Source organism: Exiguobacterium sp. s28 (assembly GCF_018618135.1).
Classification (GTDB): Bacteria; Bacillota; Bacilli; order Exiguobacteriales; family Exiguobacteriaceae; genus Exiguobacterium; species Exiguobacterium mexicanum_A.
Map to the genome: position 1 here is coordinate 199,415 of NZ_JACSLL010000001.1, position 26,938 is coordinate 226,352.

28 protein-coding genes are annotated in these 26,938 nt (G+C 52.3%); 5 read left to right on the forward strand and 23 right to left on the reverse strand.

The genetic code is table 11. The features are described from left to right. Positions 1-113 precede the first annotated feature (113 nt). The 3 genes from KNP78_RS01055 to KNP78_RS01065 are packed head-to-tail and all read right to left on the reverse strand — an operon-like array spanning position 114 to position 2,554. Positions 114-1,628 carry a flotillin lipid rafts scaffold protein FloT gene (locus KNP78_RS01055; protein WP_034778170.1) on the reverse strand — a complete coding sequence of 505 codons (1,515 nt, stop codon included), beginning with the start codon at positions 1,626-1,628 and terminating at the stop codon, positions 114-116. 3 nt (positions 1,629-1,631) lie between these two features. Next, complete coding sequence (locus tag KNP78_RS01060) at positions 1,632-2,153, reverse strand: NfeD family protein (protein WP_034778172.1); 522 nt, start codon at positions 2,151-2,153, stop codon at positions 1,632-1,634. Beyond that, complete coding sequence (locus KNP78_RS01065; RefSeq protein ID WP_034778175.1) at positions 2,153-2,554, reverse strand: hypothetical protein; 402 nt, start codon at positions 2,552-2,554, stop codon at positions 2,153-2,155. Before KNP78_RS01065 ends, KNP78_RS01060 begins: the two co-directional genes overlap by 1 nt. A 123-nt stretch (positions 2,555-2,677) precedes the next feature. On the opposite strand from KNP78_RS01065, the gene rnhC reads away from it, so the two are divergent. The 3 genes from rnhC (at position 2,678) to KNP78_RS01080 (ending at position 5,824) form a co-directional block, all read left to right on the forward strand. Then, positions 2,678-3,589 (forward strand): ribonuclease HIII, encoded by a 912-nt coding sequence (rnhC, locus tag KNP78_RS01070; protein WP_214823144.1) that lies wholly within the window; start codon positions 2,678-2,680, stop codon positions 3,587-3,589. A 72-nt stretch (positions 3,590-3,661) separates the two neighbouring features. After that, positions 3,662-4,474, forward strand: coding sequence for an alpha/beta fold hydrolase (locus KNP78_RS01075; RefSeq protein WP_138859206.1), 813 nt, complete (start codon positions 3,662-3,664; stop codon positions 4,472-4,474). A gap of 327 nt (positions 4,475-4,801) precedes the next feature. Beyond that, positions 4,802-5,824 (forward strand): PTS sugar transporter subunit IIC, encoded by a 1,023-nt coding sequence (locus tag KNP78_RS01080; protein WP_214823145.1) that lies wholly within the window; start codon positions 4,802-4,804, stop codon positions 5,822-5,824. Between the two features lie 42 nt (positions 5,825-5,866). Here the strand turns inward: KNP78_RS01080 and pheT are convergent, their stop codons facing one another. The 9 genes from pheT to infC form a co-directional block, all read right to left on the reverse strand. Continuing rightward, positions 5,867-8,242, reverse strand: coding sequence for a phenylalanine--tRNA ligase subunit beta (gene pheT / locus KNP78_RS01085; protein WP_214823146.1), 2,376 nt, complete (start codon positions 8,240-8,242; stop codon positions 5,867-5,869). Between the two features lie 12 nt (positions 8,243-8,254). Continuing rightward, a complete protein-coding gene (pheS, locus tag KNP78_RS01090) occupies positions 8,255-9,277 on the reverse strand; it encodes a phenylalanine--tRNA ligase subunit alpha (RefSeq protein WP_034778187.1) in 1,023 nt (340 codons plus the stop codon). Positions 9,278-9,578: 301 nt separating this feature from the next. After that, complete coding sequence (locus tag KNP78_RS01095; protein ID WP_034778188.1) at positions 9,579-10,325, reverse strand: TrmH family RNA methyltransferase; 747 nt, start codon at positions 10,323-10,325, stop codon at positions 9,579-9,581. A 1-nt stretch (position 10,326) separates the two neighbouring features. Continuing rightward, a complete protein-coding gene (locus KNP78_RS01100; RefSeq protein ID WP_214797279.1) occupies positions 10,327-11,406 on the reverse strand; it encodes a M42 family metallopeptidase in 1,080 nt (359 codons plus the stop codon). Between the two features lie 25 nt (positions 11,407-11,431). Beyond that, entirely contained in the window at positions 11,432-11,914 is a 483-nt protein-coding gene (locus tag KNP78_RS01105; RefSeq protein WP_029595195.1) for a dUTP diphosphatase, read from the reverse strand. 23 nt (positions 11,915-11,937) lie between these two features. Beyond that, positions 11,938-12,192: a hypothetical protein gene (locus KNP78_RS01110; RefSeq protein WP_034778195.1), complete on the reverse strand. Its 255-nt coding sequence runs from the start codon at positions 12,190-12,192 to the stop codon at positions 11,938-11,940. An 86-nt stretch (positions 12,193-12,278) separates the two neighbouring features. Further along, positions 12,279-12,638 (reverse strand): 50S ribosomal protein L20, encoded by a 360-nt coding sequence (gene rplT, locus KNP78_RS01115; RefSeq protein WP_021065642.1) that lies wholly within the window; start codon positions 12,636-12,638, stop codon positions 12,279-12,281. Positions 12,639-12,666: 28 nt separating this feature from the next. Then, a complete protein-coding gene (gene rpmI / locus KNP78_RS01120; RefSeq protein WP_021065641.1) occupies positions 12,667-12,861 on the reverse strand; it encodes a 50S ribosomal protein L35 in 195 nt (64 codons plus the stop codon). Between the two features lie 30 nt (positions 12,862-12,891). After that, the gene (gene infC / locus KNP78_RS01125) at positions 12,892-13,422 is read right to left on the reverse strand and encodes a translation initiation factor IF-3 (protein WP_021065640.1); all 531 of its coding nucleotides are present in this window, start codon (positions 13,420-13,422) and stop codon (positions 12,892-12,894) included. 338 nt (positions 13,423-13,760) lie between these two features. On the opposite strand from infC, the gene KNP78_RS01130 reads away from it, so the two are divergent. Continuing rightward, on the forward strand, positions 13,761-13,970 hold the full coding sequence (locus KNP78_RS01130) for a hypothetical protein (RefSeq protein WP_034778198.1): 210 nt from the start codon (positions 13,761-13,763) through the stop codon (positions 13,968-13,970). A 53-nt stretch (positions 13,971-14,023) separates the two neighbouring features. Here KNP78_RS01130 and KNP78_RS01135 read toward each other — a convergent pair whose 3' ends face one another. The 8 genes from KNP78_RS01135 to KNP78_RS01170 all read right to left on the reverse strand — a co-directional run bounded on the left by KNP78_RS01135 (position 14,024) and on the right by KNP78_RS01170 (position 22,178). Continuing rightward, positions 14,024-14,887: a DUF1002 domain-containing protein gene (locus KNP78_RS01135; protein ID WP_034779979.1), complete on the reverse strand. Its 864-nt coding sequence runs from the start codon at positions 14,885-14,887 to the stop codon at positions 14,024-14,026. 113 nt (positions 14,888-15,000) lie between these two features. After that, entirely contained in the window at positions 15,001-16,938 is a 1,938-nt protein-coding gene (gene thrS / locus KNP78_RS01140; RefSeq protein ID WP_034778201.1) for a threonine--tRNA ligase, read from the reverse strand. A gap of 312 nt (positions 16,939-17,250) precedes the next feature. Next, positions 17,251-18,165, reverse strand: a complete 915-nt coding sequence (dnaI, locus tag KNP78_RS01145) for a primosomal protein DnaI (RefSeq protein WP_021065636.1) — start codon at positions 18,163-18,165, stop codon at positions 17,251-17,253. A gap of 5 nt (positions 18,166-18,170) precedes the next feature. Further along, positions 18,171-19,523 carry a DnaD domain protein gene (locus tag KNP78_RS01150; protein ID WP_214763247.1) on the reverse strand — a complete coding sequence of 451 codons (1,353 nt, stop codon included), beginning with the start codon at positions 19,521-19,523 and terminating at the stop codon, positions 18,171-18,173. Between the two features lie 42 nt (positions 19,524-19,565). Continuing rightward, positions 19,566-20,033: a transcriptional regulator NrdR gene (nrdR, locus tag KNP78_RS01155; protein WP_021065634.1), complete on the reverse strand. Its 468-nt coding sequence runs from the start codon at positions 20,031-20,033 to the stop codon at positions 19,566-19,568. A 12-nt stretch (positions 20,034-20,045) separates the two neighbouring features. Next, positions 20,046-20,417 carry a hypothetical protein gene (locus KNP78_RS01160; RefSeq protein ID WP_034778204.1) on the reverse strand — a complete coding sequence of 124 codons (372 nt, stop codon included), beginning with the start codon at positions 20,415-20,417 and terminating at the stop codon, positions 20,046-20,048. Between the two features lie 111 nt (positions 20,418-20,528). After that, complete coding sequence (speD, locus tag KNP78_RS01165; protein ID WP_029595188.1) at positions 20,529-20,915, reverse strand: adenosylmethionine decarboxylase; 387 nt, start codon at positions 20,913-20,915, stop codon at positions 20,529-20,531. A 231-nt stretch (positions 20,916-21,146) separates the two neighbouring features. Then, positions 21,147-22,178: a glyceraldehyde-3-phosphate dehydrogenase gene (locus KNP78_RS01170; protein ID WP_214823147.1), complete on the reverse strand. Its 1,032-nt coding sequence runs from the start codon at positions 22,176-22,178 to the stop codon at positions 21,147-21,149. 155 nt (positions 22,179-22,333) lie between these two features. On the opposite strand from KNP78_RS01170, the gene KNP78_RS01175 reads away from it, so the two are divergent. Further along, entirely contained in the window at positions 22,334-22,816 is a 483-nt protein-coding gene (locus tag KNP78_RS01175) for a site-2 protease family protein (RefSeq protein WP_034778208.1), read from the forward strand. 18 nt (positions 22,817-22,834) lie between these two features. On the opposite strand, the gene coaE is transcribed toward KNP78_RS01175, so the two are convergent. The 3 genes from coaE to polA are packed head-to-tail and all read right to left on the reverse strand — an operon-like array spanning position 22,835 to position 26,895. Further along, complete coding sequence (gene coaE / locus KNP78_RS01180) at positions 22,835-23,440, reverse strand: dephospho-CoA kinase (protein ID WP_214823148.1); 606 nt, start codon at positions 23,438-23,440, stop codon at positions 22,835-22,837. A 12-nt stretch (positions 23,441-23,452) separates the two neighbouring features. Next, positions 23,453-24,277, reverse strand: coding sequence for a DNA-formamidopyrimidine glycosylase (gene mutM, locus KNP78_RS01185; RefSeq protein ID WP_214823149.1), 825 nt, complete (start codon positions 24,275-24,277; stop codon positions 23,453-23,455). A gap of 20 nt (positions 24,278-24,297) precedes the next feature. Continuing rightward, positions 24,298-26,895 (reverse strand): DNA polymerase I, encoded by a 2,598-nt coding sequence (gene polA / locus KNP78_RS01190; protein ID WP_214823150.1) that lies wholly within the window; start codon positions 26,893-26,895, stop codon positions 24,298-24,300. Between the last annotated feature and the right edge of the window lie 43 nt (positions 26,896-26,938).

Genomic DNA, 26,938 nt, shown 5'->3' on the forward strand with positions numbered 1-26,938 from the left:
TCTGACATCTCCCTTATCGTCAGAAACCAATCGAGTTTGAAGTCTTTCCTATCAAATTTAGAGGAATCCGCACGAAACAAAAAAGCCACAGACGATTGTCTGTGGCTCTCGGCTCACTCTTCGGTCGCGGCGAACGTCGATTCGCTCAATTCGCGATTCGCGCTCGGCTGGACGTTGCCTTTCCCGGCAAAATTGTCGAGTAAATCTTTCATGTCGATTCCTGACGACGCTTTGAGCGTCTGTTGGAGCGATGCCATCAAGTCTGTGGCGTAGCCTGTGACTTTGCCGGCACCCCCATCTTTCCCGCTGCCCGTATCGACGACCGTGATCTTGTCGATATTGCCAAGCGGTGCTGCAATCTGTTTCGCGTAGTCCGGAAGCATCTTGACGACCATGTCGAGAATGGCAGCCTGTCCATACTGTTCGAACGCTTCGGCGATTTTTTGTTTCGCTTCGGCTTCGGCGAGACCCGTCAAGCGGATAATCTCGGCTTCGGCTTCCCCTTTGGCCCGTTCCGAGTCCGCTTCGGCCACACCGGCGAGACGAACGCGTTCGGCGTCAGCTTTCGCTTCCGCTTCGATACGATATTTCTCGGCATCGGCCGAGGCGATTTGACGCGCCTTGTCGGCTTCCGCTGACTGTTCGATCGCATAGCGGTCGGCGTCGGCCTTTTTCTTCACTTCTGAATCGTATTGTTTCTCACGACGCATGATTTCTTTCTCTTCGAGCTCGATTTGCTTTTGACGCTCGATGATTTGGACTTGCATCTGTTGCTCGGTGACTTCTTGTTTGGCGCGGGCTTCTTCAAGTTCATACGCTTGGTCGGCCCGGGCCTTGGCGACGTCTTGCTCACGACGATAGGCGGCGATGCGGAGCTGGTTCTCTTTCTCGGCTTCTGCGATTTCCGAAGCCCGTTCGAGTTCAGCTTTCTTCGCGTCTTTCATCGCTTCTGCTTGTTTGATGCGTGTCTCTTTGTCCGCTTCGGCCGTTGCGATATCAGCATCGCGTTTCACTTGCGCGATTCGTGGTTTCCCGAGTGATTCGAGATAGCCGTTCTTGTCACGAACATCTTTAATCGTGAACGACACGATGACGAGCCCCATTTTCGCCAAGTCTTGTGAGGCGACGCGTTGGACTTCTTGTGAGAACTTATCGCGGTTCTTATAAATCTCTTCAACTGTCATCGAACCGAGGATGGAACGGAGGTGACCTTCGAGCACTTCTTTCGCCTCGTTCTCGCGTTCGATTTTCGGTTTGCCGAGGAACTGCTCGGCCGCCGTGGCGATCTCGCTGATCGAGCCACCGATTTTGATGATGGCCGTACCGTCCGCCATGACCGGTACGCCTTGCTCGGTGTACACTTCCGGCGTCGTCACTTCAAGTTTGCTCGAAAGAAGGCTGAGCGGTTCCGCTTGCTGGAACACCGGCAAGACGAACGTTCCGCCCCCGCGGATAATCTTTACACGGTTGCCCGACGCGTCGCTATGGACATTCTTTTTCCCCAAGTAGCTGCCGGTGACGATGAGCGCCTCATCTGGTCCGACCGTGCGATACTTCAACACGAAGACGAAAATCAAGGCGAGCAAAATCACCCCGACGATAATACTGGCTAATATGGCTGTGCTCATAAGTTAAAACTCCTTTCGGATTGTCGGCTCGTCATATTCCATGACGACCGCAATGTTTCGTTCGACTTCGATGATGATGACCCGTCGATCACTCGGAATCGCTTTGCCGTCCACACTTTGAGCCGTCTTTAAAATCGAACCGATGACCGATTCGACGAGTACTTCCCCGTAACCGCCTTCCGGAACGGGGACGGTCAACCGTCCGACAAGTCCGACGAGCGATTCATCGGTCATCCCGATCGATTCTTCCGCGTTCGATAACGGCAAGAGGACGAATAAGTACAGGAGCGTCGTGAGCGCGAACGATCCGACGAGTGCGACGGCGAGCCCGATCATCGGGGACACATGGGCGAGCGCGTTCAAAATGAGGCCGATGCCCGCACCGAGTGCTAAAAATGACAGGATGACCGCTGGATTGAACCAACCATCGAATAAATCAAACGCATCTGAAAATAACATGTACAAAAATGTACCGAGACCGGCGATGATGAGTACCCACCAATACAGCTGATCTAACGATTCCATTACCACTCCTCCTCGGCGCGACGCTGTCGTTCATAGGAAAGAACACGACGCAAATGTTCGACTTCGAGTGCGAGTGCTTGCTCGATCGTGTCCCATTCGGACAAAGGCCGGGTCGGTTGATCGACCACCTGCCGCACACGTCCTAACGTCTGTTCGAGACGCAAGCGATCGTAGCGATCGACCGCTTCCGCTCGCTCTTGTCGCAATAGCGATAAAAAATGATCGACTTCCGCTTGCAGCGCAATGATTTGTTCGGTCGCCGCGGCCGACGATTCTTGCATCAGCAGGCGACGCACCCTGACTTGATGGGCGATCAGCTTCGCAATCCTAGCCTCTAGCTCGAGAATATGTTTATAGAGAGATCCCGCCTCATCTTCATCCGTGTCATCGCGCCACCACATCTCCGACTCACCTCACTTCTTTCTTTACTCACTTGTCTATACGTTTAGAGCGAAACTTTGGTTTCAAAATATCTAAAAAAAATGTAAGATTGATTTGCTAGAGTTAGAAAGGAAGTGCTCACGTTGGGCAATCAAGTCATCAAATTGTCGACCGCGGCCCAAGAAGAACTTATCGCGAGTTATCGGGCCCACGCGGTCAATCCACCGCCCCATGCACGATTCAGTGCCAAAACACCTCAGTGTGTGATTACGGTCTACAATTCGGGTAAAGTCATGTTCCAAGGACGCGATGCCGACAGCGAGGCCGCAAAATGGGGAACGAGTATAAAGAAAGAACCAAGTGTGCCTAAAACCGTTCTACCGGAAGGCTTTTCGGACTGGTCTGTCATCGGGAGCGATGAAGTCGGAAAAGGAGATTATTTCGGACCGCTCGTCGTCGTCGCCGCCTATGTGCCGAAAGAGAAAATCGACCTTGTCAAAGAGCTCGGGGTCAAAGACTCAAAACTGTTGTCCGATACAGAGATCGTCCGCATCGCCAAAGATTTACATGTTACCATCACCTATCAGAAAGCGACGCTGCACAATCCGGCGTATAATAAGATGCAGCGAACGATGACACAAGGTAAAATGACGGCCATCGCTCATAATGCCGCCTTGTCGGCCTTATTACAGAAGCTCGATGCGACACCGGACGCGATTTTAATCGATCAGTTCGCTGAAAAGAACGTCTATTACAACCATTTGCGATCTGAAAAGGCGGTCGTCAAAGACGACGTCTATTTCTCGACGAAAGCGGAAGGACTGCACGTCGCCGTGGCCGCTGCCTCGATTCTCGCCCGGGCCTTGTTCTTAAAAGAAATGGACAAGTTAAGCGCGACACTCGGGGTCACGTTACCGAAAGGGGCCGGTGCCAAAGTCGATCAAGTCGCTGCCGAGTTGATCATCCGTTACGGTCAAGAACGTTTAAACGAAGTGGCGAAAGTCCACTTCGCCAACACGAAGAAAGCGATCCGTTTGAGTGAGCTGAAACGATAGTCCTCACTTCGAAGATATGGTATATTAATTTTAGGGTTTAATGAACTTAAAAATTTTTGGAGGATAGCGTTCATGTTGCATTATAAAACGTACACTTTAAGCGACGACCATCCTTGGGTCATCTTCATCCATGGCGCCGGTGGAAGTCTGTCGCATTGGTATCGTCAAATTCGGCCGTTCAAAAAAAAATATAACGTGCTCTTGCTCGATCTCCGTGGACACGGCGGCTCGTACAACGAAGAACAGTCGTTGAACCAACCGCTGAACGCATATACGCTCGACGTCGTCGTCGAAGACGTCGTCGAAGTCATGGATCATTTGAAGATTGAAAAAGGACATATGGTCGGCCTGTCGCTCGGGACAATCGTCATCCAGGCGATGTTCGAGCACCATCCGGAACGAATCGCTTCCGTCGTGCTCGGTGGGGCCATCGTCAAGTTCAACGTCCGCTCGACGTTGTTGATTCGACTTGGCAGTCTCGTGCAGAGCTTCGTGCCGTACATGTGGCTGTATCAGTTGTTCGCGTGGATCTTGTTACCGAAAAAACGTCATAAAAAATCACGGATGATGTTCGTCCGCGACGCAGCCAACCTATGCCAGCGCGAGTTCATCCGCTGGTTCAAGATGACCGAGAATATGAATCCGTTGCTTCGTCACTTCTCATCAATCGAGACGAACGTACCGATTCTCTATATTATGGGTGATGAGGACTACATGTTCCTTGAAGCTGTCGAACGGACCGCGAAACATCAACCGACGGCTCGCGTCCAGGTCGTCTCGGACTCGGGTCACGTCGTCAACGTCGACCAACCCGATCACTTCAATTCGATCTCGATGGCGTTCATCGATCAACAAGTCGGCTCACTCGCCGCCAGCACATCTTAAAGAAAGACGGTCCTGCACGGGGCCGTCTTTCTTTTTGAGCGGTTTTCAATTTTTTTCAAATAAATTTTCAGAAAATATTGATTATTGAAAAATATCGTGTTACTCTTAGACAAATCTTAACAAACGGAGGAGCTGGCACTGATGAAAACCCATGCACAACACGGCCTACTGATTATTATTCGACTGAGGGACTGAAAATCGACTCGATGACCGAGACGAATTTTTGGGCCCTTGTTTCGATGGTTTCGGACGAGGCGCTCATGGTTTGACCGACGCGCCTATCCAATCTGGATAGGTTTTTTTATTGGAACGATACACATAGAGGAGATGATGGAAGTGAAACAGTACGCAATGGATCGGATGATCAAAATATCAGCAGGAATGGCAAGCGCCGTCCTCGTCACGCTCGGGGTCGGACTCTTGATTGAAACGATTGGGAAGATGGCCGGAATCGAGACACTCGTCTTGATCGGGCAAGTCGCGAAATCGTTGCTCGCCCCGGCACTCGGTGCCGGTGTCGCCTACCAGCTCGGCGGCAATACCCTCGTTTTGTTCAGTGCGATGATTGCGGCAACCGTCGGTGGTGCGGCGCTCCAACCGACCGAGAGCGGGCTCGTGCTCGTACCTGGTCAACCGATCAGTGCTTTAATCGCTGCCGCGGCTGCAGTTTGGCTTGGTAAACGTGTTCTTGGCAAGACGAAGTTCGACATGATGGTCGTCCCGGTCACAGCCGTCCTAGGCGGCGGGATCGTCGGGGTCGGGGCAGCCGCCGTCACGACACCGCTCATCAACTCGATCAGTGCGAGCATCACCGCATCGGTCAATACGTCTCCAATCGCGACATCGCTCGTCATCGCGCTCGTGTTTAGCGTCATGCTCATGTCGCCTGCTTCATCGGCCGCACTCGCCATCGCGCTCCAGCTCGACCCGGTCGCCAGCGCCGCCGCGTTGATCGGATGTACGGCCCAGTTCGTCGGCTTCACCCTCATGGCGTATCGTCAAACGGATCCGGGCGGTTTGGTCGCCTCGTTCTTCGTCACACCGAAAGTGCAGTTCCCGAACGTCGTCAAAAATCCTCGCGTCGTCATGCCACCATTTATCGCAGCGATGATCAGCGCTCCGATCGCGACGCTCGTCTTCTCGCTCGAGGTCCCATACGAGATCGCAGGGCTCGGCCTCAACTCGTTGATCGCCCCGCTCAACATCCTTGCCTCGCAAGGAATGGACGCGTTCCTCATCTTCGTCGGAACGGGTGTCGTCCTCCCGGCCGTCATCACGCTCCTGTTGTATAAAGTGACATGCCTCGTCGGTTGGACGAAGTTCGGCGACTTGGCTCTCGAGGTCCAGTAAACTCAAAAAAGGTGTCCACACGTGGTGGACACCTTTTTTAGGTTAGGCGCGAACTTCTGCGCCGTGGGCCGCTTGAACGGCTGCAAGGATTGCTTCATACGACGCCGTCACTTCTTCATCTTGAAGCGTCCGCGTCGGGTCTTGATATTTGAGCGAGAAGGCGATTGATTTTTCATCGTCTCCTACGTTCTCTCCGACATAGACATCGAACAAGGCGAGGTCGATCAAGAGCGGTCCGGCAGCCTGTTTAATCGTTGCTTCGACTTGACCCGCCGGGATATCCCGCTTCAAGACGAGTGCCAAGTCGCGTGAAATCGATGGGAAACGTGGCACGTCTTCGTAGACGAGTTGTGCCGTCTGATGCAACACATCCAAGTCGAGCTCGAATACGTACACTTCTTTCAAACCGTACGCTTCTTTTGACACGCCCGGATGGACTTGTCCGACATAGCCGATGACACGTCCGTCCACGAGGACGTTCGCAGTCCGGCCCGGATGCATATCCGCAATCGTCGCCGCCTCATACGTCGCGTCGATGCGAAGTGCATGCAACAGCGTATCGACGATGCCTTTGGCGACAAAATAGTCGACCGGGACACGTGTGCCTTGCGAGCGATGGTCGTACCAAAGCCCCGTCAATACACCGGCGACACGTTCCGTTTCGCGTGGTAACGTCTCGCCTTCTTCCACGTAGACGCGCCCTGTTTCATACAAGCGCACGTTCGCTTGTTGGCGTGACGTGTTGTATCGCGCCGCTTCGAGGAGACCTGGGACGAGTGAGGTCCGGAGCACTGAGCGCTCTTCGCTCATCGGCATCGCCAAGTTAACTTTGTCCGAGCCTTCCCCACTGAAGCGTGCGGCGTGTCCGACGCTCGTGAGCGAGTACGTGATCGCTTGCGACAATCCTGTCCCTTGAAGGACACGACGAACTCGGCGACGTAACACGTTCTCTTGTGGGAGGTACCCTTTTGAACGCGACGCCGGGAGTGTCGACGGCAGACTGTCATACCCATAGAGGCGCGCCACTTCTTCCGTGATGTCGGCCGGTAGTTCCAAGTCCGGCCGGCGTGACGGTACGTGGACCGTCAACGTCTCGTCTCCGGTCACGTCGAGACCGAGTCGCTCCAAGATGCGGACGATCGTCGCTTGTTCGAGGTCCATCCCGAGGCGATGGTTGATATAGGCGACCGAGACATCGATCGTCCGGGCCGCTGAAGCTTTGTCCCCAGCGACGACGATGTCGCTGATCGTGCCACCGCTCACTTCGACGATGAGCTCGGCGGCACGGTCGAGGGCCAGTTGCAACCGTTCCGGGTCGACTCCTTTTTCAAAGCGGGCACTCGAATCCGAACGCAATCCGAGCGTACGGCTCGTCTTCCGGACCGATGCCGGTGCGAAGTAGGCCGACTCGAGGATGATACTCGACGTCGTCGCATCGACTTCTGTGTTCGCACCGCCCATGACGCCGGCAATGGCGACAGGATGTTCACCGTCCGTGATGACCATCATCGAGGCATCGAGCGTGCGCGTCACGTCATCGAGCGTAACGATTTCTTCGCCGTCATGCGCTTGACGGACAGCAATCGTCGTCCCGAGTTTTGCCGTATCGAACGCATGTAGCGGCTGGCCGAGCTCGAGCATGACATAGTTCGTCACATCGACGACGTTGTTGATCGGCCGGACACCTTCGGCAATCAAGACGTTCTTCAGCCATTGTGGCGAATCTCCGATTGTGACACCATCGACGCGACGTGTCGCGTAGTACGGACAGTTGTCTGTCTCAAGACGGACACTGACCGCGTTTGGTGCTTCAGTCGTCACATCTGCCGACGGAAGCGTGTAAGGACGCTCGAGAATGGCCGCAACTTCATGGATGATTCCGTATAGGCTCAAGCAATCCGAGCGGTTCGGTGTCAACCCGAGCTCGATCACTTCGTCGTCAAGGTCGAGTAAGCTGATGACGTCCGCACCGACCTCGACCGATTCACGGAACGTATGGATGCCGTCCTGTTCATCTTCACGAATCTGCTTCTTCTCAAAACCGAGTTCCTCGAGTGAGCAGATCATGCCTTGTGACTCGACACCACGCAGTTTCGCTTTCTTAATTTTGAGTCCTGGGAGACGAGCTCCGACCGTCGCCACGATGACGTGCTGTCCGGTCGCGACGTTCGGTGCGCCGCAGACGATTTGCACCGGGCTGTCCGCACCGATATCGACCGTCGTTACGTTCAACTTGTCCGCTTCGGGATGTTTCTCGCACGAGAGGACGTGACCGACGACGAGTCCTGACAATCCTTCAGCGCGGCTGATGACGCTCTCGACTTCGATTCCGTTCTTCGTGATCAAGTCTCCGAGTTCTTGCCCGCTCAAGTCTGATACATCAATATATTGATTCAACCATTTTTTCGATAATAACATATGTGTTCCCCCTTAGAATTGCTCGATGAAACGTAGATCGTTTGTATAGAAGTGACGGATATCGTCTACTCCATGTTTTAACATCGCCATCCGTTCGACGCCGATCCCGAATGCGAATCCAGACATCTTCGTGGCGTCATAGCCAGCCATCTCGAGAACGCGTGGATGGACCATGCCGCCTCCGAGAATCTCGATCCAGCCTGTTCCCTTACAGACGTTGCAGCCTTTGCCTCCGCATTTGAAGCAAGAGATATCAACTTCGACTGATGGTTCCGTGAACGGGAAGAAGCTCGGGCGAAGACGAATTTCACGCGTCTCACCGAACAATTGCTTGACGAACACTTCGAGTGTGCCTTTCAAATCAGCCATCGAGATGTGCTCATCGACGACAAGCCCCTCGATTTGCATGAACTGGTGTGAGTGTGTCGCGTCGTCTTCGTCGCGGCGGTACACTTTCCCCGGGCAGATGATTCGAATCGGTTTCCCGTCGGCTTGGAGCATCGTCCGGGCCTGAACTGGTGACGTGTGTGTCCGGAGAAGCGTCTCATCCGTGATATAGAACGAGTCTTGCATATCACGTGCCGGATGGTCTTTCGGCAAGTTGAGCATCTCAAAGTTGTACAGGTCTGTCTCGACTTCCGGGCCTTCGGCGATTGTATAGCCGAGCCCGACGAACAAGTCTTCCATCTCATCGACGATTTGTTGAAGTAAATGGGTATGGCCCGGCAGCGCCGTCCGACCCGGTAGTGTGACGTCGATTGTCTCAGCCGCGAGTTTCGCTTCAAGTTCGACCGCCTTCACTTCCTCGATCCGCGCCTCTAACGTGTCTTGGATCGTCGTCCGAACCGTGTTGACCAACTCTCCGACGACCGGACGTTCTTCAGGAGACAGTTTTCCCATCCCACGAAGCACCTCGGTCATCGGACCTTTCTTCCCTAAATATTTGATGCGGACATCGTTCAATTCTTTTTGCGACGAAGCCGCCTGAATCTCATGCAATGCCTCTTGCTGTAATTGTTCTAACTGTTCTTTCATCCTTATTTCCTCCTCTACAAAAAAAGTCCCTCCAGTCGATGACTGAAGGGACGAATAATCGCGGTACCACCCTACTTGGCCGAAATCGGCCCACTTGAGAGCATCGATATCGGGATGCTACCCCGGTGTTGTCTCCAACACGACTCGAGAGTGAATTCGGCGCCGACCAAGGCATCGGCTCGCAGTCTCGGCCCATGCTCCCTGTACTCGTTCGGTAGTTCGCGTACTATGCTCTTTCAACGTCTATTCGGTATGTTGTTCGATGTTATAAACCTATCACGATTTTTCAGTGCTGACAAGATTATTGTAATGCGATCCGGTACATGAGGATGCCCGCCGCAACAGCCGCGTTCAATGATTCGGCATCGCCGAGAACCGGGATATGAACGCGCGTGTCACATAAATCAAGTACGTCGTTGTGGACGCCTTGCGCCTCATTGCCGATGACGAGCGCGACTTTGTCCTTGAAGTCAACTTGTTCGTAAGATGTCGCTTTCGCGAGTGCGGTCCCATACACATGGAAGCCTTCGCTCTTCAGTTCTGGTAGCGTCTCGAGCAAATCGACCGAGCGCACGTTCACGTGGAACAACGAACCTTGCGTCGCCCGGACGACCTTGGCGTTGAACGGGTCGACCGTCCCTTTGCCGAGGAGGACCGTGTCAAATCCGGCCGCATCGGCCGTACGAATCATCGTCCCGAGGTTACCTGGGTCTTGAATCCGGTCGAGGACGAGGACGTGCTTCATCTTCCGTTCGACCGGGGCCATCTTGACGACGGCGAACACACCTTGCGTTTTCTCTGTCTCTGACAATAAGTCAGCCACATGGTCGGATAGTTCGAGGACAGGCATCTCATCAAGGCGCCATGATCCTTTCGGGGTATACGACTCCCCCATGATCAGCTGGACGAGACGTCCGGCACGGATGGCCTCGTCGACCAAATGCTCGCCTTCGACCAAAAATTGTCCGGACTCTTGTCTGCCTTTTTTCGTCATCAAACGCTTTAAGCGTTTGATCGTCTCACTTTTCGTAGACGTGATTTTCGTCATATTATCCCTCTTTCAACCATTGAACCGTTTCGTGGTCGAGTCGTTTCGTGAGCGCTACGACCAAATCGACGGCTGCTTCATAATCTGCTTTGTGAATGATCGAGACATTCGTATGCAAATAACGGACCGGCACCGTGAGAGCGACGGCCGGCATCCCGACTCCAGACAAATGGAACCGACCTGCGTCTGTCCCGCCGCCCGGCGTCAAATCCAATTGGTACTTGATGTCGTTCTCTTTGGCCACGTCGACAATCAAATCGATGAGGCGTGGGTTCGTGACGGTCGTCGCATCAAAGAAGATGACTTGGACCCCTTCCCCGAGTTTCGACAATCCTTCTGCCGGTGTCATTCCTGGCGTATCTCCAGGAATGCCTGTATCGACGGCGATGGCGACGTCTGGTTTGACCAAGTTGGCGGCCGTGACGGCACCACGCAACCCGACTTCTTCTTGGACCGTCGCTCCTGTGTAGACGACACCTGGTACTTGTTCGTTCTTCAAACGTTTCGCCGCCTCGATCGCGATGGCACAACCGATTCGGTTATCCCATGCTTTCGCCATCAAGAAATCTTCGTTCTTCATGACCGTGAACTCACAATGCGGGACGACCGTATCGCCCGGACGGATGCCCCACTCGGCCACTTGTTCTTTCGACGTTGCACCGATATCAAGGAACATGTCTTTGATTTCAACCGGCTTCTTGCGTGCCTCGACCGGAAGGACGTGAGGTGGTTTGGCACCGATGACGCCTGGGATTTTCTCTCCCGAGCGTGTGACGACGTCCATGCGCTGTGCGAGGAGAACTTGGTTCCACCAGCCGCCGAGTGCTTGGAAGCGGAGGAAACCGCCCTCTTCAACGCGCGTGACCATGAACCCGACTTCGTCCATATGACCGGCAATCATGACACGCGGACCTTCCGCATCGCCCGTCACTCGACCAAACAGACTGCCTAGCCCATCCTGTTCGAACGTTTCGACGTGAGGTTCTAAATACTCACGCATGAGTGAGCGGACTTCACCTTCATTTCCAGGGACACCTGTGGCATCCGTCAAGCGTTTCAACATATGTAATGATTCGTTCATGGGGCATCGCTCCTTCGATTTTTGATTAGTAACCTTGATTTTGTCGCTCATGGTTCTTTTCATTTTTCGCCATATACGCCATCACCATCAACTCTTCATTGATCCCGAGCGTATAGCCAAGTTCGAGATAAGCCGCCATCAGCGTCTCGTACATCGGTTCCGTCTTCGACAAACCAAAGTTCGTCACTTTGCGGAACACGTCTAAAAAAGCGTCAGTCGCGTCAAGATACGAGCTACCTGCCGGGAACGAATCACGTTCATACCCGAGGGCAAGTCCGAGCGACAATAAGAAATGAATGCCGTCGACATACTCTTCTAAGATCACGTCTTGAGGCGACGGGCCCTTCGTTGACCAAAATTTAAAACTACGGGTCTCATTGGCGAGTTCACCAAGCTCGACGAGCAAAGCAAGCAAACGCTCATCAAATTGGTTCCCGGATAATTGATGTTCTTCTTTGATCCGCTCATCTAATTCACGCTGCCGATCAAACAATGTTGTCCAGTTCACCGGTTGCTCCTCCTATTCTCCATTCAAAGCAGTACTAAAATCATTAAAGACCAGCCGACTGCCAAAATCAATACTTGTATTTGAACACGTTTTGGGGCATGAACCGCCTTTTTACGCGTCAAATGAAGTCCGAACAGAGCACCGATCGCACCGCCTGCGTACGCGTACAAGACGTTGAAATCACCTTCTCCGAGCGTGTAACGTTTCGCCTGCAAATAGGTGTAGACGTTCAAGACGATGAGCGCCAATGCGACGATGGCTAAGACTGATTGATCCATGGGACGTCCTCCTTATCTTAAGTTTAAGGAAAAAATCTGAAAAAAGAAAGCGCCGAGATAAGGTCTCGGCGCTGTCGATTGAACGATTACGCGTTCAATTTTGATTTAGCTGTATCAGCAAGTGACGCGAATGCTTGTGCATCTGTCACAGCAAGCTCAGCAAGCATCTTACGGTTGATGTCGATCCCTGCGAGCTTGAGGCCGTGCATCATACGGCTGTATGAGAGGCCGTTTGTGCGTGCTGCCGCATTGATACGTGTGATCCAAAGACGACGGAAATCACGTTTCTTTTGACGACGGTCACGGTAAGCGTACATGAGTGACTTCATGACTTGTTGTTTTGCTACTTTAAATAGAATGTGTTTCGAGCCAAAATAACCTTTGGCAAGCTTGATTTGCTTTTTACGACGTTGACGAGTCGTATAACCGCCTTTTACGCGTGGCATATGGTTTCCCTCCTAAATTCTTTCTGTATTACTTCGCGATCATGTTGCGAATGCGTTTGAAGTCTCCAGCTGATACGATAGCACCTTTACGGAGCTTACGTTTCGCTTTAGTCGATTTGTTACCAAACAAGTGACTTGTGTAAGCGTGTGAACGCTTGAGTTTACCTGATGCAGTACGTTTGAAACGTTTAGAAGCACCACGGTGCGATTTCATTTTCGGCATGAGTATTTCCTCCCCACTATGACTCGATGATTAATCTTCTTTCTTCGGAGCCAGCACTAAGAACATGCTGCGTCCTTCCATCTTCGGCTTTTGCTCAACTGTTGCCAAGTCGGCACATTCCGCCGCCAATTTTTCCATAACGCGTCGGCCGATTTCCGAGTGTGTGATGGCGCGTCCGCGGAAACGGATCGACGCTTTCACTTTGTTTCCATTTTCAAGGAATTTGCGAGCGTTACGCAATTTCGTTTGGAAATCGTTTTCCTCGATTGTCGGGCTGAGGCGTACTTCTTTCAATTGGATGACTTTTTGGTTTTTACGCGCTTCTTTCTCTTTTTTCTGGAGTTCGAAACGGTATTTCCCATAGTCCATGATTTTAGCGACCGGTGGGTTAGCTTTATCGGCGACCAAGACGAGATCGAGTTCAGCCTCTTCTGCTAAACGTAATGCTTCATTACGCGATTGCACACCGAGTTGTGCACCGTCCGCTCCAATTAAGCGAACTTCACGGGCACGAATGTTTTCGTTGATAAAGAGCTCTTTGCTAATGGTTAGCACCTCCATCGTGCGATTGCACGAGTTTTAGATTGATAAGACAACATGGCAATAAAAAAAGCGTCGGCAGTTTCCCGCCCACACATCATTTCGGAGTCAGCAGAGACCAAGGCTCAACTGCTTCACGTACATGATGGACCTGACCGAAGCTGTTCGGACGAGGTGAGAAGCGGGCGCTTCTGCTTTGTTGTATTTAATCACTATGTCATCTTAACACCAATAGGATTAAGATGTCAAGAATTCGCGCATGAATAATTGGTAGCTCACACTTTTATGATGATAACAGTCATTTCGTTGTTTCGCAATACCTTTTCCGAGGGAATAAAATAAAAAAGGAGGGATGGGCCGTGTCTTGGAGACAGCAAGTGAAAGGTGACCATGATTATCACGACCAAATCAAACACATCGTACAAGAGACGATGCGCCACCATGACGTGAGTGATGCCAAGCTCGAAGCGGTATTGACAGACCTTTTAGAAGAGATGAACCGCATCACGTTGAAGATTGTGGACGACCACGAGTCTGCTCGCGACTATATCCATAAAAGATGGTATTGAAAAAGGGCCGAGGCCCTTTTTTCAATACCATTTGTCATGTACTCAAAGCCCGTTCAATTCGTCAACGACTTGAAGAAGTTGCTGAGCGCTTCGAACAAACGGGCGAAGAAGCCTTGGACTTCCTCCGTCTCGAGAAACGCCTGAACGTCTTGACCGGCCCCTTGTAACCCATTGCTGATTGCACCCCAGTCGAGGTTCGCCTGTTGCATGTTCTCGAACAACGTCGTCAATTGCGTCAACTGCGTATCAGACAGTTGGACGTTGTTTTGATTCAACACTTGGATGACGATATCGCGAATCTCGATGTTCGTCTCCGGTGCCTTGTTCGCAATTTCCGCTTTGATCTCGTTCATGAGTCCGGCCACGTCCTCTTGCCCGACCGTCTTCCCGATCTCAGAGGTGACCGCGAGCTCTTCTTGCGCCAAGTCTTTCCGTTCCTCGCTCAATTGAATGCCCGTCTCCGCGGCCGTCTGATCATAGGCTTTCATGATGCCCGTCAAAGCCGACGTCCCGGTGACGCGAATCGGCGACGTGATATAAATATCGGCATCCGTGACGCCTGCCGTCACGAGAGCATTCGCATACATATCTTCGGTCACCCATGTGACATTCTCCGTTTTGATATCGAGCCCGGTCCCGTCGGTCAGTTTAATGCGGGCTGATGAATACATCCCCCCGCCGCGCTGCGCTTGCGGGACGGCATCCCCTAAGTATTTATCTTCATCGGCTGCGGTCGTGATGATCGGCTCAATCCCCGCCGGTGCCTCGACCCGTTCGAGCACCCAGTCCCGTTGGCTCGCCGATAACGACTCTCCGAGTGTGACAATCGTATCATCGACGATGGCTTCTGCGTTTACTTTTGGAATCATGCTTGTCGCGACGACCGAACCGATCGTCAACGCCACTAATGGTTTCATATAATTCAAAATGAATCACTCCTTTCTTCTACCATACGTGTTTGGTGAAGTCTTCCGCATCCGTCTCAAGACCGAAAAAACGACCACCCTTCCAATGAAGGATGGTCGACATATTAACGTGAACGGTTGGCGATCTCTGCTGTGAGTGACGACAAGAATTCATCGAGCGTGGCCGATACTTGTTCTTGTTGTCCATAACGACGGATGTTGACTGCACGCTCATCACGTTCTTTATCTCCGAGGACGAGCGTCATCGGGATTTTCTTCATCTGTGCTTCCCGAATCTTGTAGCCGAGTTTCTCATCACGAAGGTCCGTTTCGACGCGGACACCGCGCTTGACGAGCTCTGCTTTCACTTCCGCGACGTATTCGTCGTGGACGTGTGAGACCGGGATCAATTTGACTTGGACCGGGGCGAGCCATGTCGGGAACGCGCCTTTATACTCTTCAATCAAGTAGGCGACGAAACGTTCCATCGTCGAGACGACACCACGGTGAAGGACGATTGGGCGATGGTCTTTGCCGTCTGGTCCTGTGTACGTCAAGTCGAACCGCTCAGGGAGCAAGAAGTCGAGTTGGACCGTCGACAACGTCTCTTCTTTGCCGAGCGCCGTGCGGACTTGGACGTCGAGTTTCGGTCCGTAAAATGCCGCTTCGCCTTCGGCTTCGAAATACGGGAGACCGAGCTCATCCATCGTCTCTTTCAATTGACGTTGGGCTGTTTCCCAAATTGCGTCGTTGTCGAAGTATTTCTCTTTGTCGGCCGGGTCACGGTACGACAAGCGGAAACGATAGTCTTTGATGCCGAAGTCAGCGTACACTTCTTGAATCAAGTGGACGATATCTTTGAACTCTTGTTTCATCTGCTCCGGTGTGACGAACGTATGCCCGTCGTTTAACACCATGTAACGGACGCGTTGGAGGCCTGTGAGCGCCCCTGACATCTCGTAACGGTGCATGCCGCCGAGCTCGGCGATGCGAAGCGGGAGTTCGCGGTATGAGCGCGGCTCATGTTTATAGATCGTCATGTGGTGCGGACAGTTCATCGGACGAAGGACGAGTTCTTCGTTGTCCATCTCCATTTTCGGGAACATATCGTCTTGATAGTGATCCCAGTGACCAGACGTCTTATACAAGTCGACCGAACCGAGGACCGGTGTGTAGACGTGCTGATACCCGAGCTCGAGCTCTTTGTCGACGATATAACGTTCGACCGTCCGACGGATCGAGGCACCTTTCGGGAGCCACATCGGCAAACCTTGACCGACTTCTTGCGACACGAAGAAGAGATCGAGCTCTTTCCCGAGCTTGCGATGGTCGCGCTCTTTCGCTTCTTCCAATAGACGCAAGTGTTCCGCGAGTTGTTCTTTCGTCGCGAACGCCGTTCCGTAAATGCGTTGGAGCATCTTATTGTCCGAGTCGCCGCGCCAGTATGCACCGGCCACGCTCATCAACTTGAACACTTTCAACTTCGATGTCGACGGGACGTGCGGTCCGCGGCACAAGTCGAAAAATTCGCCTTGATGGTAAATCGTGAGCGTCTCGCTCGACGGGATATCTTCAATCAATTCGATTTTGAGCGGGTCTCCGAGCGCCTTGTAGCGTTCGAGCGCCTCGTCGCGCGACACGACTTCACGTGTGATGTCCAAGTTCTCGTCGACGATCCGCTTCATCATCTTCTCGATTTCCGGGAGATCTTCTTCGTTGATGCGGCGATCCATCTCGATATCATAATAAAAACCGTTCTCGATCGTCGGTCCGATGCCGAGGTAGATACTGCCTTCTTCGCCGTATAACCGTTTGATGGCTTGGGCCATCAAGTGGGCTGACGAGTGGCGCATCAAATCGATGCCCTCTTCCGAATCCGGCATGACGAGCTCGATTTTACCGTCCTGTTCAATCGGACGACGGTAATCGATCATCTCACCATCGATTTTGGCGGCGATTGCTTTTTTTCGGAGTCCTGGACTAATCGAACCTGCTACTTCTTCTGCTGTGATGCCGGCCTCAAACTCTTTGACGGCCCCATCTGGAAATGTCAATTGAATCATGTGTCAACTTCCCCTCTCTACATTTAAAAATAAATAAAAAAAGCCCATCCCTATGAAAGGGACGAGCTTTGATTCTCGTGGTACCACCCTCGTTCCCAAGCGTAACGCTTGGCTCGAACACACGATAACGAGTGTGAATCGCCGCACGATTGGCCCGTACGGTGCTCTGAGGGAGTAAGGCGATCGGCGTGTTTAGGAAGCTCTCACCAGTCTTCCCTCGCTTTGAAACCCGTGACGACGTCTCATGTCCTCTTCGATGCATCGGTTATATGATTATTAGTATAGTCAACTCGTTTAAGAAATACAATCCCTTTACCGACGTCGGTTCTCACCTTTTAATTCGATTTGTGTCGTCGTCGTCGAGATGCGCTGCATGAGCCGCTGGGCTTTCATTTTGTTCTGCGGCGAACCGTCGATCGAGAAGTGCGTCTCGAGCTCTTCACCGCTGAAGTTCGAACTGTAAAGCGTCGGTAAGCGATGCATCATGCGATATTGCAAGATGATCCCGAACAGCTCGTCGCGTACCCACGGACTGATCGCCTCGGCACCGATGTCATCGATCAGTAACACCGGTACGTGTTGGAACGATGTCAAAAATGAGTCGAACGAATCGGTCCGGATCTTCCGTTTCGCTTCCGAGACGAATCCCGGGGCGTGGACGAGAATCGTCTCGATGTCCGCCACTTTCAGTTCGTTGGCGATCGCCGCAAGTAAATACGTCTTCCCGACCCCGAAGCTGCCGTGTAAGTACAGGCCGTTCACTTTTTGGCGGGTCTTCATGCCCGAGACGAATCGCATCGATTCACGGAGTGCGATTTTACGGGCGTCATCCGACCAGTCGAACGATTCAAAGCTCGCCTCTCGCACTTCTTCCGGCAAGAATAAGCTCTTAAACTTCCGGTCCATCTCTTTTTGGCGCCGTGCTTGACGATGCTTGACCGTCTCTTCATAACGGATCGCGATTTGACCGAGGTCGACATAGAGTACCGGCTGATGGCCCGGGATGACGGCTTGCTCCTCGACGAGCTTCTTGCCGTCCATCTGTTCCGCATATTCACTGAGCTTCGTAAAGCCGACCTCGACCGCCGTCTCGTCTAACTCCGGATGCGCCTTTAAAAAGGCGACGACTTCTGGATGTTCGAGGGTGCGCCGGCGAATCGATTCGTACGCTTCCCGCACTTCTTTCCGGTTCATCATTTGGGCGAGCGTTTGATTGATGCGTTCCATGTCCCTCATCCTTTCTCTTTCAATTCATTCAACAGCTTGACGAGTTCCGCGTCGTCTGGAACCGATGCCTCGAGCTCTTGTTTTCGTTTTTGATCGTACGTCCGTTGCTCTTTCGCCTCGTCCTCGAGCCATTTTGGCATCTCGGTCTTGTCTTTGCGTCTCGAGCCGACGGTCGTCCGCTGTTGCACGTTCTCCCGCTTCTGCTGTTTCTTCTCGATGAGCGCGTCTTGTGTCGCTTCTTGTTCCAACGCGTCTTTGGCGTTCAAATAGCCTGCCGTCTTCCAACTCGTCGCGATCCGCATGACGTAGTTCTCACTGAGCCGGGTCTGCTTCTTCACTTCGATACAGTAATAGAACAATGCGTTGATGACACTTGGCGCGAGTCCGAGCGTATCGACGAGGTCGATGATGAGTTGCTCGTCGCTCTTCGACAGTTGTGGCGTCTTCCGTAACGTCGACACGTACTGATGCGGATGCGCTTCTTCCATGACTGTCACGTCATGCAAATCACCGATTTCTGCCTTCTCCGACTCATCCGACTTCACTTTCCGATGGCGCGTCTGTTTTTTCTTCAACTGCAACACCATCTGACGGCAGCCGTCGCGCTTCTCTTGCTCGCTGAGCGGTAGATACGCCTCGTGGACGAAGTACTCCTTCAACATCTCGGCCATCGTCTCTTCATCGATTTGGGAGACGTAGGCAAGCTTCGTGATCGTCTCATCGAGCTTCTTCGTGAAGAAGCCGACGGGAAAGTTCGTCAACTTTTTGACGATTTCCATATCGAACGTATAGTTGATCTCGATTTTGGCGCGGTCAGGTTTCTCGTAGTTCTTTTGTGTGAACGCCATATGATTGACCCCTTTGACGTCGAACACTTCATTAAAGTCTTTCGTCACTTCAATGATTCCGGCCGGCAATGGATCGATCGTGAATCGACCTTGTAACTGTTTAAAGCGGACTTCCCCGACTTTATAGAAGAGGAAACTCGACAACAGCCCGTCATTCAAGAACGTATGGGGTGCGAGTGGGACCCGCAGTTGATACACGTACTGGGTCAAGCGCTCGTCTTTCGTCTTATACGTCCGGACGAGACCGATCGCTTCGAGCCGGAACAGACAGTCTGTCAGCTCGTTGATCGAGTAATCGAGCATCTCACAAAGCGCGCTATGTGACATATAGTTCGATTTCATTTTTCCGGGCTTCAGCTCGCTCCAAAGCGTCTGATACATCGCGAGCGCCTTCACTCCGATGACCGGCTGATATAAATGGTACAGCGACTGATACGACTCGCGATCGATGAGTCCGGTGCTCATGATCAACAGTTCGTCAGTTCCGTACAGGATTCGTTCTTTTTCCATGGTAGGTCTCCCTTGAAAAAAGGCGACCAACAGGCCGCCCGTTTAGTTGGTCGATTTTTCTTGCTTCATTAAATCTTCTAGTTCTTTAAAGAACACAGAGATATCTTTGAACTGGCGATAGACGGACGCGAAGCGGACGTATGCCACTTCGTCGACCCGCGCGAGCTCGTTCATGACGAGCTCCCCAACCTGTTCACTCGGAATTTCGGACTGGCCGAGGGCGCGTAACTGTTGCTCGACTTTCGTGACCACACCTTCAAGTTGCTCCAGCGTGACCGGACGTTTCTCGCACGCCCGAATAATCCCGCGAAGCACTTTCTCACGGCTGAACTCTTCCCGATTCCCGTCTTTTTTGACGATGATGAGCGGTGTCTGTTCGACCGTTTCAAACGTGGTGAAGCGATAGCCGCACTCCTCGCATTCGCGACGGCGACGAATCGAATAGAAATCTTGTACTGGCCGGGAGTCGAGCACTCTCGTTCCATTATGATCGCATTTAGGACAACGCATGCTCAGCCCTCCTTATCGTTCGACAGATTGATTCCCGATGGCGCGGAGCGGGAACTTCACGGATAGCGCCTCATAATATGTGGTGACGATTTGACCGAGGTCTGGTCCGAGCATCTGGTCACGGTTCAATGTAAAATCGACGGCCGTGCGTCCGCCGTCCACTTGGACGATGGTCGCCAATGCGTCCCATCCGTCTCCATGAAACGCCACTTCACCCCGGTCTGCATCGACCCGGCGAACCGTTTGACCTTCTGCTTGAATCCGTTCGCGGAGCCATGTGAGCACGGCGCTTGGCGATGCCGCCACGTAACGCGTCCGTAACGCCTCATTTTTATGCGAATCGTCCGTTTGGACATGTGTTTGAAACTTATCAAATAATCCCATTATCCACCTCGACACCTTATTTATATAGGTTAAGCATATCAAAATTAAGCGGTTAACAAAACAATTAAAAGGGCTGACCGAAAATCGGCCAGCCTCATAAGGTCAATCTGATTATTTGCTGATTGCCACTTGCGCTTCAGGAACACGAATCGGTCCCATCCCACGGTCAAGTTTCACATCTTCACGAACTTTTGCTTCCAAGCCTTCTGCAATGTATTGCGAGGCTGTAGCTGGATCGATTCGATCCCCACATGTGAACACATCGACTGATGCGTAGCCATGCTCTGGGAAACTGTGAATCGTTAAGTGTGATTCTGAAATGATAACGACTCCACTTACACCGTGCGGCGCAAATTTGTGGAAAGCGACTTCGCGGACTTCAGCGCCCGAACGAAGTGCTGCATCGACGAACAAGCGCTCGATGTAGTCGATATCGTTTAATTTGTCGGGATTGCACTCCCAAAGTTCTGTAATAATGTGACGTCCCATAGTATCCATATTAGTGGATCCCCCTTTACATCAATGGTCTCAAAGTAGTTGATGATCACTCACTTTGTGCCTGAATCGCCCACAACCACGGGGGCAAGTTAGTCCTAAGAGGTCCTAACCCTTTAAGTTGCGTTTGTCAGACCAATTGAAGTTCACGAGTTAGAGTGTATCTTGTTTAGGACGTCGTTACAAGACATTTGTTTCAATTCTTTAAAAATATTTTTAGATAAATATATTTTTTCAGACGTGGGTTTCTTGTTGTCCGATTTGCAGGTAGCTCGCGACCATGTCCAACAAGTCGACGACGCGGCACGAATAGCCCCATTCGTTGTCGTACCAAGCGAGCACTTTGACATGATTGCCCCCGAGCACCATCGTCGAATCGGCATCGACGATTGACGAACGCTCATCTCCATTGAAGTCGATCGAGACGAGCGGTTCGTTCGAGACGCCGAGCACGCCTGTCATTTCCCCGTGTGCAGCACGCTCGAACGCCTGATTCACTTCGTCGACCGTCACATCTCGACGCAACTCGACGACGAGATCGACGAGCGAGACGTTCGGCGTCGGCACTCGTAGCGCCATCCCGTTCAATTTGCCCTGAAGTTCCGGCAAGACGAGCCCGATGGCTTTCGCAGCACCAGTCGAAGTCGGTATAATGGAACTGCCACAAGCACGGGCACGACGCAAATCTTTATGCGGATTGTCGATATTGTTTTGATCGTTCGTATAGGCATGCACCGTCGTCACGAGCCCCGTTTCAATCCCGAACGTCGAATCCAATACTTTGACGACCGGGCCGAGACAGTTCGTCGTACACGAGGCGTTCGAAATGACGTGATCGTGCTCCGGTAAATAATCCCGATCGTTCACCCCCATGACAATCGTCCGCAACTCGCCTTTTCCTGGTGCCGTCAAAATGACTTTTTTCGCACCGGCCGTCAAATGTTTTTTCGCCCCGACATCAGAATTGAATTTCCCCGTCGCCTCGATGACGATCTCGACACCGAGTTCAGCCCACGGCAATCGCTCCGGGTCTCGCTCGGATACGAGCATGATGCGTTTCCCATCGACTTCGAGCGCATCCCCATGCGCTCGGACCGTCAGTGTGAACGGTCCGTGGACCGTGTCGTGTTTGATCAAGTGCGCGAGCGTTTCCGCCGGATAACTCGCATTGATGGCGACCACGTCGTGACGCCCTTCGAGCATCAACTTCCGAAATACCATTCTGCCGATTCGACCAAATCCATTGATTGCAACTTTCGTCCCCATTCTGAATCCCCCTTTTTTCTGCGTTACGACACCATTATAACGGAAAATTGGAAGCGTTTTCACTATGAATCGTCACATTTTTTTCACTTTTTTACAGTTTCAGATTTGAAAAAGAGGGAAATTTGGTGTAGAGCTTGGAAAGGAGCTAAGACTATATGTTTGATTGGACAGACCTAGATAAATTTGTCATCTCATTTTTCATCATCTTACCGATTGTGACGATTATCCATCAATTCGGTCATTTCTTCTTCGCGAAACTATTTGGGGGTTCGCTCGACATGGAGATTGGGACCGGGAAAAAATTGTTTAAAATCGGACGCCTTCAATTTAACCGCGTTTATTTTTATGACGCCTGGTGCCAATTCAGTGACTTGAAGTACAGCAATCGCCTGACGCGGAGTCTCGTCTACGCGGGCGGTTCAATTTTTAACTTATCGAGTATTTTGATTGTGAACGCCTTCATCTTGACGCGAGAGATTGAGCCGACAATTTACACGTATCAGTTCGCATACTTCTCGTTCTATTATGTCTTCTTCTCACTCTATCCGATTTACTATTCGAACGGCCATCCGAGCGACGGACGCGCCATCTTCGACACGTGGAAAAAAGGGAAGCCTGACTCAGACCCACTCAACTGAACAAAAAAGAAGGCGTCGTCAGTCGCCTTCTTTTTTCATGTCTTCAAATTGTTCGACGAGGCGGACCACTTGGGCCGACAAGTCGCCTAACGCACCGTTGTTGTTGATTAAAAAATCAGCCTGTTGTTTCTTCTCTTCAATCGGCATTTGTGCATGGATCCGAGCGAGCGCTTCTTCTTTCGTCAACCCGTTGCGCTCCATGAGACGCATCAGTTGAATCTCTTCACGGCAATAGACGACGACCGTATAATCGACGAGGTCCCGCATCGTTCCCTCGAACAAGAGCGGGATATCGAATATGACGACCGTCTCCCCTGCAGCCTCGTATCCGCGCATCTCCTCGAGCATCTCTTCCCGGATGGCCGGATGCATGAGCTGATTCAGCAACTGACGTTTGGCATCATCATGAAAGATTTCTCGTCCGAGCGCCTGGCGGTTCAACTCGTCGCCCGTGAAACATTGCGGGAACGCCTCGCGGACGCCCGCGAACGCTTTGCCGCCTGGCTCGATGACGATCCGTGCCATCTTGTCGGCGTCGATGATCGGGATGCCCTGCTTTCGAAACAGTCTGGATACGGTCGACTTTCCTGTCGCAATTCCACCTGTCAAACCAATCTTCAACATCATGTCCACCTCTTACTGTTGGCAGTGCGGACAGTAATGGGTGCCCCGTCCGCCTAATTTCATCTTTTCAATCGGTCGGCCGCATCGCTTACATGGCTCCCCGGTCTGTCCATATACATACAGTGTCTCTTGATACGTCCCGCTCGCCCCATCCGGATTCGTATAGCTCCGAATCGTGCTTCCGCCTCGTTCAATCGCTTCCGTCAATACGGCCACAGCCTCTTGATGCACCCGACGGACCTCGTCAAGCGAGAGTGTCGCTGCCGGACGGGTCGGATGGACACCGGCCCGATATAACGTCTCATCGACATAAATATTGCCGAGGCCGACGAAAATCGATTGATCGAGCAGCGCCGTCTTGATGGCACGAACGTTCATCCGCTTCAGACGGCTGTGAAGCGTCTCCGCTGTCACTTCAGGATCGAACGGTTCGAGGGCGAGCAGCGACAATGGCGGTGTCACAAACAACTCTTCATTCGTCTTCAACTCCATCGTCCCGAACTTCCTGACATCGTTATAATGAAGCGTCGTCCCGTCCGTGAAGGTGAAGACGACATGCGTATGCTTGACCGGACTGACCATTTCGTCATGCGGGAAGAATTTTCCTTCCATTCGCAGATGCGAAACGAGATAGCCGTTCGTCAATTTGAACAAAATGAACTTGCCGCGTCGCTCCACGTCTTGAATCGTCTCGTCGAGCAACTGTTGTTTCCAAATCTCCGGTTCGTGACCTCGAATGATTTTTGCGTCGAGCACCTCGACATTTGCAATTGTTTTTCCCGAGACGAATGGCCGCAATCGGCGACAGACCGTCTCCACTTCTGGTAATTCTGGCATATCGATTTCCTTTCTCGTCTTTATTTCGTGTCGAACCATGTCTCACCGAACGAACCGTCCGCGCGGAGCGGCACGTCCAGGGTGACCGTATGTTCCATCGCTTGTTTGACGATTGTCTCGAGCGAGTCCATTTCTTCTTTAGGTCCTTCAAAGATGAGTTCATCGTGGACTTGAAGCAATAACTTCGATTGAAGTCCTGACTCACGGAGTGCCACGTCGACATCAATCATCGCTTTTTTGATAATATCGGCGGCCGTCCCTTGAATCGGCGTGTTGATCGCTGTGCGTTCCGCGAAACCGCGCAAGTTGAAGTTGCGGGAATGGATGTCCGGGATATTGCGGCGACGCTTCAGCATCGTCTCAACATAACCGTGTTCCCGCGCCCGTTCGATCGCGGCATCCATGAACCGTTTCACACCCGGGAACTGCTCGAAATACGTATCGATGAACGTCTGTGCTTCTTTTCGGCTAATGCCGAGGTTTTGCGACAGCCCATAGTCGCTAATGCCGTAAATGATGCCGAAGTTGACGGCTTTGGCCTGGCGACGCATGAGCGATGTCACTTCTTCTTTGGCGACTCGGAACACGTTGGCCGCCGTCGACGTATGGATATCCTCATCATGGAGGAACGCCTCGAGCATCTTCTCATCTTGCGACATGTGGGCCATGATCCGAAGCTCAATTTGCGAATAGTCGACCGCATACAGCATCCAGTCGGCCTCACTCGCGGTGAACGCTTTGCGAATGCGACGTCCTTCTTCCAAGCGGATCGGGATGTTCTGTAAGTTCGGGTTGACCGAGGACAACCGTCCGGTCTGCGTCAACGTCTGCGTATAGCGGGTATGGATCTTCCCGTCGTCTTTGATGACTTTTTGCAAGCCTTCGACGTATGTCGATTGCAACTTGCCGAGCTCGCGGTAATGCATAATATGTTCGACGATCGGATGGAGCGGCGCAAGTTTCTCGAGTACGTCCGCTGCCGTCGAGTAACCGGTCTTCGTCTTTTTGACCGGTGGCAACGCCAACTTCTCGAATAGAATGACGCCGAGCTGTTTCGGCGAGTTGATATTGAACGCCTCACCGGCGAGACTGTGAATCTCCGTCTCGAGTTGAAGTAACCGTTCCCGCAAATCGTCTTCCATCACTTTCAGCGTCGCCACGTCGACGTGAATCCCGGCCCACTCCATCTCTGCAAGCACCGAGGCGAGCGGCCGTTCCAAATCTTCATACAGCGACGTCTGTTCGTTTTGGTCGAGTTCTTTGCCAACGTTTACGAACAGCGTCAAAATCGCCATCGCCTTCTCGCCGAGATGTTGCTCGAGCACGTCCTGTTCCGGGACGTGCAGCTTCGCACCCTTGCCATAAGCCGCCTCGTCTTCCGGTAACGTGTAATCGAAATGAGCGGCAATCGAATCGAGTGTCGTTCCGCCCGACAGGTTCAGCAAATATCCGGCGACGAGCAAATCGTCATAGCCCCGGAGCGTCACACCATGTCGCTTCAATTGGACGATCGTCTGTTTCGCATCGAGACAAATCGTGGCTCGGTTCTCGTCGGCCAACCAGTCTCGTACTGCCGGGACGTCTAAAAGCGACACATCGCCGACCGTCACGCCGGCTTTCGAGGCGATGGCCACACCGATGACCGGTTCTTCGAAATAGTCGTCTCGGAGTTGCTCGAGGATGAGGACCGCTTCTGTCAAATCTTGCTCGTCGATTGCGATATGATTCACCTCACGCGCTTCGACCGCTTCCTCGCTCGACGCTTCAAGGTTCAGTTTGCTCAGAAGCGATTTGAACTGAAGGCTCATGAACAACGGCTTCACTTTTCCAGCGTCATACGGATGGAACGTAAGGTCGTCCGTGCTAATCTCGATTGGGACGTCCGTATAGATCGTCGCCAATTGTTTCGACATGAGTGCTTCCCGCTCGTTCGCCTCGACTTTCTCTTTTTGTTTCCCTTTTAATTCATGCGTATGTTCATATAGTCCTTCGACAGATCCGTAAGCCGTGAGCAGTTTAAGCGCCGTCTTCTCACCAACCCCCGGGATTCCGGGGATATTATCGGACTTATCCCCCATTAAGCCTTTCAAATCGATCATTTGGAGCGGGGTGAGACCGTCATAGCGCTCTTTGAACGCCTTCGCGTCCATCGTCTCCACATCGGTGATCCCGCGCTTCGTCAAATAGACGGTGACGCGATCGTCAATCAGTTGCAGTAAATCTTTATCCCCAGTGACGACCGTCACTTGATCGAACGCCTCATTTTTTGAGAGCGTCCCGATAATATCGTCGGCCTCGTACTGGTCGAGTTCGAGCACTTTGATCCCGAACGCCTCACAAATCTCGCGGACGATTGGGAATTGCTCGCGGAGTTCCCCTGGGGTCTTCTGCCGTCCCCCCTTATAGTCAGCATACGTGTCGTGCCGGAACGTCTTCTTCGACGCATCAAATGCGACCGCGAAATGCGTGGGTTGCTCGTCTTCCATCAGTTTTAACAACATCATCGTGAACCCGTACACGGCGTTCGTATTTCGACCGCTCGCATCCGTCATCGGAGGCAGCGCGAAAAACGCACGATATGTGAGTGAGTTTCCATCAAGAAGTAGTAGTTTATTCATTGGTCAACCTCCATTCTATCTGATTCCATCATATCATACGGGC